The sequence below is a fragment of the Rhodoferax ferrireducens genome, assembly GCF_049302455.1.
Taxonomy (GTDB): Bacteria; Pseudomonadota; Gammaproteobacteria; order Burkholderiales; family Burkholderiaceae_C; genus Rhodoferax; species Rhodoferax ferrireducens_B.
Map to the genome: position 1 here is coordinate 42,386 of NZ_JBAQMD010000018.1, position 11,625 is coordinate 54,010.

General features: G+C 55.6%; 17 protein-coding genes and 1 pseudogene. 4 read left to right on the plus strand and 14 right to left on the minus strand.

Translation table 11 applies throughout. The features are described from left to right. Position 1: 1 nt before the first annotated feature. The gene (locus tag WA157_RS02890) at positions 2-214 is read right to left on the minus strand and encodes a hypothetical protein (protein WP_011466043.1); all 213 of its coding nucleotides are present in this window, start codon (positions 212-214) and stop codon (positions 2-4) included. A gap of 295 nt (positions 215-509) precedes the next feature. Here WA157_RS02890 and WA157_RS02895 point away from each other — a divergent pair, with 295 nt between their 5' ends. From WA157_RS02895 to WA157_RS02910, 4 genes are all read left to right on the plus strand, one after another. Then, positions 510-818, plus strand: a complete 309-nt coding sequence (locus WA157_RS02895) for a DUF485 domain-containing protein (protein ID WP_422619530.1) — start codon at positions 510-512, stop codon at positions 816-818. Then, complete coding sequence (locus WA157_RS02900) at positions 818-2,506, plus strand: cation acetate symporter (protein ID WP_422619536.1); 1,689 nt, start codon at positions 818-820, stop codon at positions 2,504-2,506. The genes WA157_RS02895 and WA157_RS02900 overlap by 1 nt, the downstream gene beginning before the upstream one ends. A 380-nt stretch (positions 2,507-2,886) precedes the next feature. Then, a complete protein-coding gene (locus WA157_RS02905) occupies positions 2,887-4,698 on the plus strand; it encodes a putative nucleotidyltransferase substrate binding domain-containing protein (protein WP_422619531.1) in 1,812 nt (603 codons plus the stop codon). A 69-nt stretch (positions 4,699-4,767) separates the two neighbouring features. Then, positions 4,768-5,250, plus strand: a complete 483-nt coding sequence (locus tag WA157_RS02910; protein ID WP_422619537.1) for a GNAT family N-acetyltransferase — start codon at positions 4,768-4,770, stop codon at positions 5,248-5,250. Between the two features lie 47 nt (positions 5,251-5,297). On the opposite strand, the gene WA157_RS02915 is transcribed toward WA157_RS02910, so the two are convergent. The 13 genes and pseudogenes from WA157_RS02915 to tuf all read right to left on the minus strand — a co-directional run. After that, entirely contained in the window at positions 5,298-5,804 is a 507-nt protein-coding gene (locus WA157_RS02915; RefSeq protein ID WP_422619532.1) for a peroxiredoxin, read from the minus strand. Between the two features lie 132 nt (positions 5,805-5,936). Further along, complete coding sequence (gene rpsQ / locus WA157_RS02920; RefSeq protein WP_011466049.1) at positions 5,937-6,206, minus strand: 30S ribosomal protein S17; 270 nt, start codon at positions 6,204-6,206, stop codon at positions 5,937-5,939. 10 nt (positions 6,207-6,216) lie between these two features. After that, a complete protein-coding gene (rpmC, locus tag WA157_RS02925; protein ID WP_011466050.1) occupies positions 6,217-6,423 on the minus strand; it encodes a 50S ribosomal protein L29 in 207 nt (68 codons plus the stop codon). A gap of 15 nt (positions 6,424-6,438) precedes the next feature. Continuing rightward, the gene (gene rplP / locus WA157_RS02930; RefSeq protein ID WP_011466051.1) at positions 6,439-6,855 is read right to left on the minus strand and encodes a 50S ribosomal protein L16; all 417 of its coding nucleotides are present in this window, start codon (positions 6,853-6,855) and stop codon (positions 6,439-6,441) included. 2 nt (positions 6,856-6,857) lie between these two features. Further along, positions 6,858-7,754, minus strand: a complete 897-nt coding sequence (gene rpsC / locus WA157_RS02935; protein ID WP_318666136.1) for a 30S ribosomal protein S3 — start codon at positions 7,752-7,754, stop codon at positions 6,858-6,860. Between the two features lie 16 nt (positions 7,755-7,770). Further along, positions 7,771-8,100 carry a 50S ribosomal protein L22 gene (rplV, locus tag WA157_RS02940; protein ID WP_293662334.1) on the minus strand — a complete coding sequence of 110 codons (330 nt, stop codon included), beginning with the start codon at positions 8,098-8,100 and terminating at the stop codon, positions 7,771-7,773. Positions 8,101-8,110: 10 nt separating this feature from the next. Continuing rightward, positions 8,111-8,389, minus strand: coding sequence for a 30S ribosomal protein S19 (gene rpsS, locus WA157_RS02945; protein ID WP_011466054.1), 279 nt, complete (start codon positions 8,387-8,389; stop codon positions 8,111-8,113). A gap of 11 nt (positions 8,390-8,400) precedes the next feature. Beyond that, positions 8,401-9,225: a 50S ribosomal protein L2 gene (gene rplB, locus WA157_RS02950; RefSeq protein ID WP_011466055.1), complete on the minus strand. Its 825-nt coding sequence runs from the start codon at positions 9,223-9,225 to the stop codon at positions 8,401-8,403. A gap of 2 nt (positions 9,226-9,227) precedes the next feature. Next, positions 9,228-9,554: a 50S ribosomal protein L23 gene (gene rplW, locus WA157_RS02955; protein ID WP_011466056.1), complete on the minus strand. Its 327-nt coding sequence runs from the start codon at positions 9,552-9,554 to the stop codon at positions 9,228-9,230. Continuing rightward, positions 9,551-10,171, minus strand: coding sequence for a 50S ribosomal protein L4 (rplD, locus tag WA157_RS02960; protein ID WP_422619533.1), 621 nt, complete (start codon positions 10,169-10,171; stop codon positions 9,551-9,553). The genes rplW and rplD overlap by 4 nt, the downstream gene beginning before the upstream one ends. Further along, positions 10,171-10,857 carry a 50S ribosomal protein L3 gene (gene rplC / locus WA157_RS02965; RefSeq protein WP_422619534.1) on the minus strand — a complete coding sequence of 229 codons (687 nt, stop codon included), beginning with the start codon at positions 10,855-10,857 and terminating at the stop codon, positions 10,171-10,173. Before rplC ends, rplD begins: the two co-directional genes overlap by 1 nt. A gap of 194 nt (positions 10,858-11,051) precedes the next feature. Next, on the minus strand, positions 11,052-11,366 hold the full coding sequence (gene rpsJ / locus WA157_RS02970; RefSeq protein WP_011466059.1) for a 30S ribosomal protein S10: 315 nt from the start codon (positions 11,364-11,366) through the stop codon (positions 11,052-11,054). An 8-nt stretch (positions 11,367-11,374) separates the two neighbouring features. After that, positions 11,375-11,625 (minus strand): annotated as a pseudogene (gene tuf, locus WA157_RS02975) (elongation factor Tu); the annotation flags it as partial.

Consider the following 11,625-nt stretch of genomic DNA (forward strand, 5'->3'; position numbering starts at 1 on the left):
GCTAGTCGTCCTGCGGCGCCTGCTGCGACCGCTCCATGAGCCAGGCCACGGCGGCAATCAACAGCCCCCAGAGAATGAACAGAGCCGCGGGAAACAGCGGGACACCCAGCACGGTCGCATCAACATCCCACAGGCCTAGCAAGGGAAAATTAAACAGCAACCAGCCGCCAACAAACAAGGCGACCAGACGCTGCACGCCAATCTCTTTGAACACGGCTGCCTCCTGAACACGGGTTCTGCGTCGATTGTGCCAACCCTGTGGTTGGCATTTTCCCCCACGCACTTACCTTGGTCTTACGCGCAGGCAGCAATGCGATCGCAATTGCGGGTTTTCCCTTGGTAAATAGCAGCACTTATGTGACGAAATGACAGTCCGATGTAAGTTTCAAAAACAAGACTGGGCGTGTACCTCAAACGGTGTTGCACCTTGAGTTTCAACTTGCAGAGGATAAAGACAATCCCCTTCTTGAATTTGCAAGTTTTTTACATTACCAACGAAGGAGACATTCATGCAAGAAGACTGGATACAACGGGTTGTAAGCAACCCAAAATACCAGGAGCTTAAATCCAAGAGATCCAGTTTCGGCTGGGGGCTCACCTGGTCCATGATGATCGTGTACTACGGCTTCATCTTGTTGGTGGCCTATAACAAGCCCCTGCTCGCCACCAAGATCGGCGCCGGCATCATCACCATCGGCATGCCGCTGGGTATTGGCGTGTTGGTGTACACCATCATCATTACCATCATTTATGTGCGTCGCGCCAACAGTTTGTATGACGATCTAACCCAACAAGTGGTGAAGGGAGCCATGAAATGATGAGTCTTTTCAAATCCAAAAGCGCCGTCGCGCTGTACTCGCTGTTGGCACTGCCGGCCGGGGCCTATGCCGCCGGCGCCGATCTGGGGCAAGCCGTCAAGCAGCCGACCAATTGGACCGCGATCATCATGTTTGGCGTCTTTGTGGCCCTGACATTGTGGATCACCAAATGGGCGGCCTCGAAGACCAAGAGTGCGTCCGACTTCTATACTGCAGGCGGTGGCATTACCGGATTCCAGAATGGTCTGGCAATTGCAGGTGACTATATGTCGGCGGCCTCGTTTCTGGGTATTTCTGGCCTGGTGTTTGCCAATGGCTATGACGGGCTGATTTACTCGATCGGCTGGCTGGTTGGCTGGCCGCTCATCACTTTCCTGATGGCAGAGCGGCTGCGCAACCTGGGTAAATTCACCTTTGCCGATGTGGCCGGTTATCGTTTTTCGCAGACGCCTGTCCGCGTCTTCGCCGCGTGCGGCTCGCTAACGGTGGTGGCGTTTTACATGACGGCTCAGATGGTTGGTGCCGGTCAGCTCATCAAGCTGCTGTTTGGCATGGACTATCTGTACGCCGAAATCCTGGTCGGCACCATCATGATGATTTACGTGTTGTTTGGCGGCATGACGGCTACCACGTGGGTACAGATCATCAAGGCCTGCATGCTGCTCGGTGGCGCCACCTTCATGGCGTTCTCGGTGATGCTGCAGTTTGGTTTTTCACCCGAATTGATGTTCGAAAAAGCCATTGAAGTGCACTCCAAGAAGGACGCCATCATGGGCCCGGGGGCGCTGATCAAAGACCCGATCTCGGCGATCTCGGTCGGCATGGCGCTGATGTTTGGTACCGCCGGGTTGCCGCACATCCTGATGCGCTTCTTTACCGTGCCAAGCGCCAAGGAAGCACGCAAATCGGTCGGCTGGGCTACCACCTGGATCGGCTACTTCTACATCCTGACCTTCATCATCGGCTTTGGCGCTATCACCAACCTGATCCCCAACCCCGCAGACTACTTCGTGGATGGTGACATCCTCAAGGGACTTAATGGTGGTGGCAACATGGCGGCTGTGCACTTGTCCAAGGCTGTCGGCGGCAACGTGTTCATGGGCTTTATCTCGGCGGTGGCATTTGCCACGATTCTGGCTGTGGTGGCTGGTTTGACGCTGTCGGGCGCTACTGCGGTGTCGCATGACCTGTACGCATCGGTGTGGAGAAAAGGCCGGGTAGACCAGGCTGATGAGCTGCGCGTTTCCAAGATCACCACGGTGGTCCTGGGCATCGTCGCCGTGACCTTTGGTATTGCGTTCGAGAAAGAAAATGTCGCTTTCATGGTGATGCTGGCTTTTGTGGTTGCCGCCTCGGCCAACTTCCCGGTGCTGTTCATGTCGGTGCTGTGGAAAGACTGCACCACCAAGGGGGCTGTCACGGGTGGTTTTGTCGGCCTGATCATGGCTGTGGTGCTGACGGTTGGCTCCAATAGTGTGTGGGTGCTTGCTTTGCATCACGCTGCGGGTTCAGCCTGGTTTCCGTATGACTCAGCCGCCATCTTTTCCATTCCTGCGGCGTTTATCGTGATCTGGCTGGTGTCGCTGATGGACCGAAGTGCCCGTGCCACGGAAGACCGGGCGGGTTACCCAGCGCAGGAGATTCGCTCTGAAACCGGTATAGGATCGGCGTCAGCGTCAGGCCATTGATACTGGCGTTCATCGGATGATTTTCAATTCATCCGATAACTTTTGAGGACTGCCGGCGTCAAGCTGGCAGTCCTTTTTTTCATTGAGTGTCAGGTGATGGGCGCTTCCCAGACAAACCTGGTTCGCTATTCAATTGATAGCTTATAGTGACCTATTGACGGGGGCTGAAGGCATAAATGACACTAATTCATGAAGACGACGGGGTGGTCCGCGATGCCCATCCGCAGCCACACGCCGATCAGGTGCTGGACATGCCTTGAGAAAAGGCGACGATCACTACTCAGTCGCGTTCATCGGGCGACCTGAAAATCGTCTGATGGCAGATTTCAATGACTGCCTGCGTTAAGCTAACAGACCTTCCTTGTTTTTACGGACCCCAAGTGTCAGACGATTTTCGCTTTACTGTGGCGCCCTTTGACGAACTCAACGCCACCGAACAGGCACTGGTGCGGGAGACCGCCACGCGCGTTTGTCTGGCCGCGGGCGACACCTTGCTGTCGCCGACCGCCGTGCCGCAGCACCTGTGGCTGTTGAGCGTCGGCCACGTGCAACAAGACGAAGACGCCAGCAGCCTGGTGCTGGGTGCTGGCGAAACGCTAGGCTGGCGAGCGCTGCTGACCGGGCGCTGTCATGCCACGGCCACGGCGCTCGATGCCGTACAAGCGTGGCAACTGCCCAAGGCGACGATCCTTAGCTTGCTTGCCAGCAACGCGCGCTTTAGCGCCCGGGTCTTTGCCGGCATGTCGCGCCAACTGGTCGAGGAGGAGGATGTCAACCACAACCGCGAATTGCTTGCCCTGATGCTGGTAAGGGTGCGGGACATCCCCCTGCACCCTCCCTTTTACGTCGATGGCACGTCCGATATGGTGTCGGTCTGCCACCTGATGTCCGAGCATCAACGCACCAGCGCACTGGTGCGCGATGTCCTGGATGGCGTGCCACGACTGGGCTTCTTCACAACCACGGACCTGCGCGACGCCATGCTGCGGCCGCAACCGTTGGCGGTGCGCGAGGTAGCGCACTTTGCGCTGATTACACTGCCGCCGGACGCCGAGTTGTTTGATGCCCTTTTGACCATGTTGCGCCATCGGGTGCACCGAATCCTGGTCAAGGACGGCGACGAGATTCTCGGCGTGCTCAGCCAACTCGACCTGATGGGCTTTGTCTCCAACCATTCGCACCTGATTGCCCTGCAGGTCGATCAGGCCAATAGCGCCGAAGAACTCAAAGTGGCGGCGCAGCAGGTGGACGAGTCCGTTGGGCTGTTGGTGCGTGGAGGCGTGCGCATCGACATCGTTTCGCGCCTCGTCAGCGGTCTGAACGCCCAAATATTTGCCCGCCTTTGGTCGCTGGTCGCACCGGCCGAACTGATTCAAAACAGTGCGCTGCTGGCGATGGGCAGTGAAGGGCGGGGCGAGCAGATCCTGAAAACCGACCAGGACAACGCCTTGCTGCTGCGTGACGGCTACCACTGCGAGGGTCTGGCCGACATCGTGAACCGCTTCAGCACCGCGCTGCTGACCTTTGGCTACCCCCCCTGCCCAGGCAACATCATGGTGACCAACCCGCTGTGGTGTCAGCCGCTGGCCGGCTTCAAGGAAGTGATTGGCCATTGGTTGCTGGGTGGCACCCCGGAAGGTGCCATGAACCTGGCCATCTTCATTGACGCCCACACTGTATCGGGCGACGCCACGCTGTTGGGTGACGCACGCGCCTTTGCCTTGGATTTGGCCCAAGGTAGCGAAGTCTTCATTGCTCGAATGGCGGACGCCATCAATCAGTTCAGGGAGCCTGCCACGGGTTTCTTTGGCGTTTTGAGCCGGTTGCGTGGTGCGACAGCGCAGACCTTCGATCTCAAAAAACTCGGCACTTTCCCCATCGTCCACGGTGTGCGCGCGCTCGCCCTGGAGCACCGACTGGAGGCCCTGGGTACGGTTGACCGGCTGCATGATTTGGCCAGTCAACATGCCCTGACACCCGAAATGGCCCGTGATCTTAAGGAAACATTGCACTTGCTCATGACACTCAAGTTGCGTAACAACCTGCGTCAAATCGCACTCGGGCAACCCGTCACCAACCTGGTCGTGCTCGCAGACTTGAGCACACTTGAGCGCCATCAGCTCGACGCTTCATTGGCCATCATCCGCCAATTTCGACTGCACCTGCAGCTACACTTTCGGCTCAATGCATGAACTGGTGGGGTGCGCTGAGGCGCCGCGACAACTTGTCGCCGCCATGATGCACAATCTTCAGCTGTGAAAATTCCATCGACCCAATTCATCGTGCCCAACACGTTGGAAGAACTCAACCAACTGCGTAGCGTTTTGCGTGAATACGCAGATGCGTTGCAGATTGACTTGTGTTTTCAGGGTTTCGAGGCTGAACTGGCTGAACTTCCGGGCGACTACGCCGCGCCACGTGGCGCATTGCTCATGGCCATGGTAGATGGACAACTGGCTGGCTGCTGCGCGCTGCGGCCGCTCGATACCGTGGACTACCCCAACGCTTGCGAGATGAAGAGGCTCTATGTACGACCCGCTTTCCGCCGTCATGGTGTCGGGCGCCAACTAGCTGAAGCTATTTTGGATTGTGCGAGGGTGGCGGGCTACGCCTGCGTCTTGCTTGATACGCTTAATGACATGGAAAGCGCGCGCGCTTTGTACCAAGACCTTGGGTTCGAAGAAATCGAACCCTATTACCACAACCCGATTAAAGGGGCACACTACCTGAAGGTGAATCTATAAAGCCCGCCACCGATACGGTAGGCGGGCTTTGCGATTCAATCAGTGACTCAGCCTTTGGCCTGCGCGAGCAGAGTGGCCGCGTCACTGACTTCAAATTTTCCGGGGGCTTCGATGTTGAGCGTGACAACTTTGCCATCTTTTACCAGCATGGAGTAACGGTTGCTGCGCAGTCCCATGCCTTTGCCGGTCAGGTCCAGCGTCAAGCCGGTCGCCTTGGCAAAAGCCGCATCGCCATCGGCCAGCATACGCACCTTGCCGTTGGTTTTCTGGTCGCGCGCCCAGGCACCCATGACAAAAGCATCATTGACGCTGACGCACCAGATTTCATCAACCCCGGCGGCTTTCAGCGCATCAAAGTGCTGGATATAGCCAGGCAGATGCTTAGCCGAACAAGTTGGCGTGAAGGCCCCCGGCAAAGCAAACAGGGCAATGGTCTTGCCCGCGCTGGCTTTCGCGACGTCCACGGGGTTAGGGCCGAGACTGCAGCCGCCGCCCTCCACTTCTGAAAATTCCATCAAGGTGGTTGCGGGAAGTTGATCGCCTACTTTAATCATTGAATGGTCCTTAATGATGGATTGAAATTTGTGAGACAGCGCATGAAGTCCGCCCCATAGAGAAATACAAATAGAAACGGCTCACATTGTGAGCCGTTTCTACGAACCGTGCAGTCTCAGGACTGCAAAGGCTTAAACCACAGCCGCCTTTTGAACCAGGCGGGTTGCCACCCAGTTCTTGGTTTTAGAAATGGGACGGCTTTCCGTGATCTCAATGATGTCACCCAGTTTGTACTCGCCCGTTTCGTCATGGGCGTGGTACTTGCTGGACTTACCAACGATCTTGCCATAGAGCTCGTGTTTGACACGACGCTCAATCAGCACAGTCACAGTCTTGGCACGCTTGTCGCTGACCACCTTGCCAACCAAGGTGCGCTTGAGGGATTTTTTAGCTTCCGTCATTTATCGCTCCTTATTTGGCGGATGTTTCAGCGCTTTGCTTCTCGACAAGAATGGTCTTGGCGCGAGCAATATCACGGCGCGTGGAGCGCAGCGTAGCGGTGTTGTTGAGTTGTTGCGTGGCTTTTTGCATGCGCAGGCCAAAGTGAGCTTTTTGCAACTCTTTGACTTCTGCTTGCAGACCGGCAACGTCTTTTTGGCGTAGTTCAGTAGTTTTCATATCATGTTCTCCTGATTACTGGCCAATCATGCGAGCCACAAAAGTGGTCCGCAAAGGCAGCTTGGCAGCTGCCAAACGAAACGCCTCACGAGCTAACTCTTCTGGTACACCGACAATTTCAAAAACGATCTTACCCGGCTGGATTTCAGCCACGTAGTACTCGGGATTGCCTTTGCCGTTACCCATACGCACTTCAGCAGGCTTTTGGGAAATTGGCTTGTCAGGGAAGACCCGGATCCAGATGCGGCCACCACGTTTGACGTGACGAGAAATCGCACGACGTGCGGCTTCAATCTGGCGAGCTGTCAAACGACCGCGGTCAATACACTTCAGACCGAAATCACCAAACGCAACCGAGCTACCTCGAGTTGCGATACCGGTGTTACGGCCCTTTTGCTCTTTGCGATATTTGCGACGAGCGGGTTGCAACATAATTATTCTCCTTTGCCGTCAGCTGCTGCAGCTGGCGCGGCTACCTTGCGGACGCGCTGAACGGCGGGTTTCGGTGCGACGGCCCCAGTGGCCTCCGCGGGTTTGTCGCTGCCATCGGACGGCGCTGTGTTGGCACCCATTGGGGGGCGCCGTGCAACACGGGGGGCCGGACGGTCTGCACCTGGACGAGCACCGCGATCATCGCGACGGGGACCGCGTGGACGGCGCTCTTCATCGGTACGGGCCTCAACAGCAGCAGGCAGATCATTACGCCCCAAGGTGTCACCCTTGTACACCCAGACCTTGACACCAATAATGCCGTAGGTTGTTTGCGCCTCAGAGGTGCCGTAATCAATATCGGCGCGCAGTGTATGAAGCGGCACGCGACCTTCGCGGTACCACTCGCAACGAGCGATTTCAATGCCATTGAGCCGGCCCGACGACATGATCTTGATGCCCAGGGCACCCAGACGCATCGCATTTTGCATGGCGCGCTTCATGGCACGGCGGAACATGATTCGCTTTTCAAGCTGCTGCGTAATGCTGTCGGCAATCAATTTGGCATCAATTTCGGGCTTGCGCACCTCTTCGATGTTGACTGCAACCGGCACGCCGAGTTGACGCGACAACTCACGCTTCAAGTTCTCGATGTCTTCGCCTTTTTTACCGATCACAACGCCCGGACGAGCCGAGAAAATCGTGATACGGGCATTCTTGGCAGGACGCTCGATCAATACACGCGACACAGACGCGTTTTTCAGCTTGGCCTTCAGGTACTCGCGTACCTTGATGTCTTCAGCCAGCATGCCCGCGAAATCACGGTCGTTGGCGTACCAGCGTGATGCCCAGTTGCGGCTGATCGACAAGCGAAAGCCGGTTGGGTGGATTTTTTGTCCCATATCTTCCTGGCCTCTTTCAGTTACCAACCGTCACGTACACATGGCACGTGGGTTTTCTGATTTGGTTGCCACGACCTTTTGCGCGGGCCGTGAAGCGCCTGAGCGATGCACCTTGCTCAACGAAAATGGTTTTCACCTTTAGTTCGTCGATATCGGCACCGTCATTGTGCTCAGCGTTGGCAATGGCGGACTCGAGAACCTTCTTGATGATCACGGCAGCTTTTTTCTGCGTGAACTGCAAAATGTTCAAGGCTTGATCCACCTTCTTGCCGCGGATCAAATCCGCGACCAAACGGCCTTTGTCGACCGATAAACGAACGCCACGAAGGGTTGCACGTGTTTCCATGGTCACCTCCTTATTTCTTTTGGACTTTTTTGTCCGCCGGATGACCCTTGAAAGTCCGAGTGAGAGCAAACTCACCCAACTTGTGGCCAACCATTTGATCGGTGATATAGACCGGCACGTGCTGTTTGCCGTTGTGCACCGCAATGGTCAAGCCGATGAAATCGGGCAAAACCATTGAGCGACGCGACCAGGTCTTGATCGGCTTTTTGTCTTTGGTGGCAACCGCCTTATCGGCTTTTGCGACCAAGTGATGGTCAACAAACGGACCTTTTTTGAGAGAACGAGTCATTTACCTGCCCCTTACTTCTTGCGACGCGACACGATCATGACCTGCGTGCGCTTGTTGTTACGGGTACGGTAACCCTTGGTCAGATTACCCCAAGGATCGACTGGATGACGGCCTTCACCGGTCTTGCCCTCGCCACCGCCATGAGGGTGATCCACCGGGTTCATAACCACACCACGGACGGTCGGACGGATGCCCTTCCAACGCTTGGCACCCGCTTTGCCGAGACGGCGCAGGCTGTGCTCTTCATTGGCTACTTGGCCCAAGGTCGCGCGACATTCGATGTGAATCTTGCGAACTTCACCCGAACGCATACGCACCTGAGCGTAGATGCCCTCACGCGCCAGCAAGGTTGCAGAGGTACCGGCAGAGCGCACGATTTGCGCGCCTTTGCCGATTTGCAACTCAATGCAATGCACGATGGAACCCACCGGAATATTGCGGATAGGCAAAGTGTTGCCCACACGAATCGGAGCTTCTGCGCCGCTCATGATGGATGCACCGACCTCAAGGCCACGCGGGGCAATGATGTAACGACGTTCGCCATCGGCATAGCAGACCAGCGCAATGTGCGCCGAACGATTCGGGTCATACTCGATGCGCTCGACCTTGGCCGGAATACCATCCTTGGTACGAAGGAAGTCAACCACACGGTAGTGGTGTTTGTGACCACCGCCCTTGTGACGGGTAGTGATATGACCATTGTTGTTGCGACCGGCATGCTGGAACTGAGGCTCCAACAAAGGTGCAAAGGGTTCACCCTTGTACAAATGATCACGCGAAATCTTCACCACGCCACGACGGCCTGGGGAAGTTGGTTTCATTTTGATAACAGCCATGATTACGCAGCCTCCCCACCGAGGTTCAGCTCTTGCCCAGGCTTCAGCGTCACATAAGCCTTGCGAATATTATCGCGACGGCCAACAGACTTGCCAAAACGCTTGGTTTTGCCTTTAGTGTTCACCACAGAGACGCCTTTAACCTCAACCTTGAACATCAATTGCACAGCGGCCTTGATTTCATACTTGGTGGCGTCTTGCAGCACCTTGAAGGTCACTGCATTGCTCTTTTCCGCGATCATCGTTGCCTTTTCGGACACGATAGGCGCGACGAGCACTTGCATCAGACGACCTTCGTCAAATGTAGTCAGATTTGGACCATGACTCATGCGAACATCTCCTGCAGTTTTTCCATCGCCGCCTTGGTGACAATCACCTTGCGGTAGTGAACCAGGGACACTGGATCAGCATAGCGTGGCTCCACAACCAAAACATTCACCAGATTCCGGGATGCCAGGTACAGGTTTTCATCAACCTCATCGGCAATCACCAAGACGGATTCCAGATTCATGGCCTTGAACTTGGCAGCCAAGGACTTTGTCTTGGGTGAGTCCACTTTCATGGAATCAACCACAGCCAGGCGACCTTCGCGAGCCAACTGCGACAAGATGGACGCCATGCCAGCGCGATACATCTTTTTATTGATTTTCTGTGTGAAATTTTCGTCCGGCATGTTCGGAAATATCCGACCGCCTCCACGCCACAACGGCGAAGAGGTCATACCAGCACGAGCGCGACCCGTACCCTTTTGCTTAAAAGGCTTCTTGGTTGAGTGCTTGACCTGCTCACGGTCTTTCTGAGCGCGCGTGCCTTGGCGGGCGTTGGCCTGGAAAGCAACAACGATCTGGTGTACCAGATCTTCGTTGTAAGCGCGACCGAACACGGTTTCCGGCGCTTCATATTTTGAAGTAGCCAGACCTTGGTCATTCAGGAGTTCGAGCTGCATCAGTTCGCTCCTTTCACGTCAGTATTGATGGCTTTGACCTTGACAGCAGGACGAACGGTTACAAAACCGCCGGCTGAGCCAGGAACAGCACCCTTAATCATCAGCAGTTGACGAGCTTCGTCAATGCGAATCACATCCAGGTTTTGGGTGGTGACCGTGTCATCTCCCAAGTGACCCGTCATGCGTTTACCAGGAAACACGCGACCTGGGTCCTGAGCCATACCGATGGAACCTGGCACATTGTGCGAACGGCTGTTACCGTGCGACGCGCGCTGCGACTTCATGTGGTGGCGCTTGATCGTGCCGGCAAAGCCTTTACCAATGGTAGTACCCTGCACATCGACCTTTTGACCGACAGCAAACACAGCCGTCACAGGCACCGTTGCGCCTGCTTTGTACTGCGCAGCCACATCGGCGGTCAGGCGGAATTCGCGGATGATTTCACCTGCTTCAACACCTGCTTTTGCAAGGTGCCCAGCCGCAGGCTTGGTGACGCGCGAAGCTTTGCGCGCACCAAACGTCACCTGCAAGGCGACGTAGCCGTCATTCTCTTGGGTTTTGACCTGAGTCACACGGTTGTTAGAGACATCTACCACCGTGACAGGGATTGAATCCCCCTCATCGGTGAATAGGCGCATCATGCCCACCTTGCGGCCCAGCAACCCTAGGGAGTTGCTCAGACTCATTTTTTTCTCCGTAACTCTCACCGCTGCAACTTCAATTGGCTACAACGTTTTGCGTGAGAGACTGTTAATAAAACTGCGCTGTCATGCCTGGCATTTTCAACGCAGCCTAATAGTATATTCCGAACCCCGTCAGGTTGCAAGTTCAGTCAATACATGGTCCAGAACTTTTCAGTTACCGAAAAGCCCTTTCAAACCTACTGCAGCTTGATCTCTACATCCACACCTGCAGGAAGATCCAGCTTCATCAACGCGTCAACGGTTTTATCCGTCGGGTCAACGATATCCATCAGGCGCTGGTGCGTGCGGATTTCAAACTGGTCGCGACTGGTTTTATTGACGTGCGGTGAACGCAGGATGTCAAAACGTTTAAAGCGCGTTGGCAAAGGCACCGGGCCTTTAACAATGGCGCCAGTGCGTTTGGCGGTATCTACAATCTCGGCGGCCGACTGGTCGATGAGTTTGTAATCAAAAGCCTTCAGACGAATACGGATTTTTTGTTTGGTAGCCATGGTAGTCCTTACGCGATAACTTTGGCAACCACACCGGCACCGACCGTCTTGCCACCTTCGCGGATGGCGAAACGCAGGCCTTCTTCCATGGCGATCGGGTTGATCAGCTTGACGATGATCGACACGTTGTCACCCGGCATCACCATTTCTTTGCCTTCTGGCAACTCGATCGCACCGGTCACGTCCGTGGTACGGAAGTAGAACTGGGGACGGTAGTTGTTGAAGAACGGGGTGTGGCGGCCACCTTCGTCTTTGGACA

Bases quoted from the DNA above. Each gene is read 5' to 3' on its own strand.
- WA157_RS02895 (WP_422619530.1), top strand. From the start codon at position 510: ATGCAAGAAGACTGGATACAACGGGTTGTAAGCAACCCAAAATACCAG.
- WA157_RS02900 (WP_422619536.1), top strand. From the start codon at position 818: ATGAGTCTTTTCAAATCCAAAAGCGCCGTCGCGCTGTACTCGCTGTTG.
- WA157_RS02915 (WP_422619532.1), bottom strand. From the start codon at position 5,804: ATGATTAAAGTAGGCGATCAACTTCCCGCAACCACCTTGATGGAATTT.
- rpsQ (WP_011466049.1), bottom strand. From the start codon at position 6,206: ATGACGGAAGCTAAAAAATCCCTCAAGCGCACCTTGGTTGGCAAGGTG.
- rpmC (WP_011466050.1), bottom strand. From the start codon at position 6,423: ATGAAAACTACTGAACTACGCCAAAAAGACGTTGCCGGTCTGCAAGCA.
- rplP (WP_011466051.1), bottom strand. From the start codon at position 6,855: ATGTTGCAACCCGCTCGTCGCAAATATCGCAAAGAGCAAAAGGGCCGT.
- rpsC (WP_318666136.1), bottom strand. From the start codon at position 7,754: ATGGGACAAAAAATCCACCCAACCGGCTTTCGCTTGTCGATCAGCCGC.
- rplV (WP_293662334.1), bottom strand. From the start codon at position 8,100: ATGGAAACACGTGCAACCCTTCGTGGCGTTCGTTTATCGGTCGACAAA.
- rpsS (WP_011466054.1), bottom strand. From the start codon at position 8,389: ATGACTCGTTCTCTCAAAAAAGGTCCGTTTGTTGACCATCACTTGGTC.
- rplB (WP_011466055.1), bottom strand. From the start codon at position 9,225: ATGGCTGTTATCAAAATGAAACCAACTTCCCCAGGCCGTCGTGGCGTG.
- rplW (WP_011466056.1), bottom strand. From the start codon at position 9,554: ATGAGTCATGGTCCAAATCTGACTACATTTGACGAAGGTCGTCTGATG.
- rplD (WP_422619533.1), bottom strand. From the start codon at position 10,171: ATGCAGCTCGAACTCCTGAATGACCAAGGTCTGGCTACTTCAAAATAT.
- rplC (WP_422619534.1), bottom strand. From the start codon at position 10,857: ATGAGTCTGAGCAACTCCCTAGGGTTGCTGGGCCGCAAGGTGGGCATG.
- rpsJ (WP_011466059.1), bottom strand. From the start codon at position 11,366: ATGGCTACCAAACAAAAAATCCGTATTCGTCTGAAGGCTTTTGATTAC.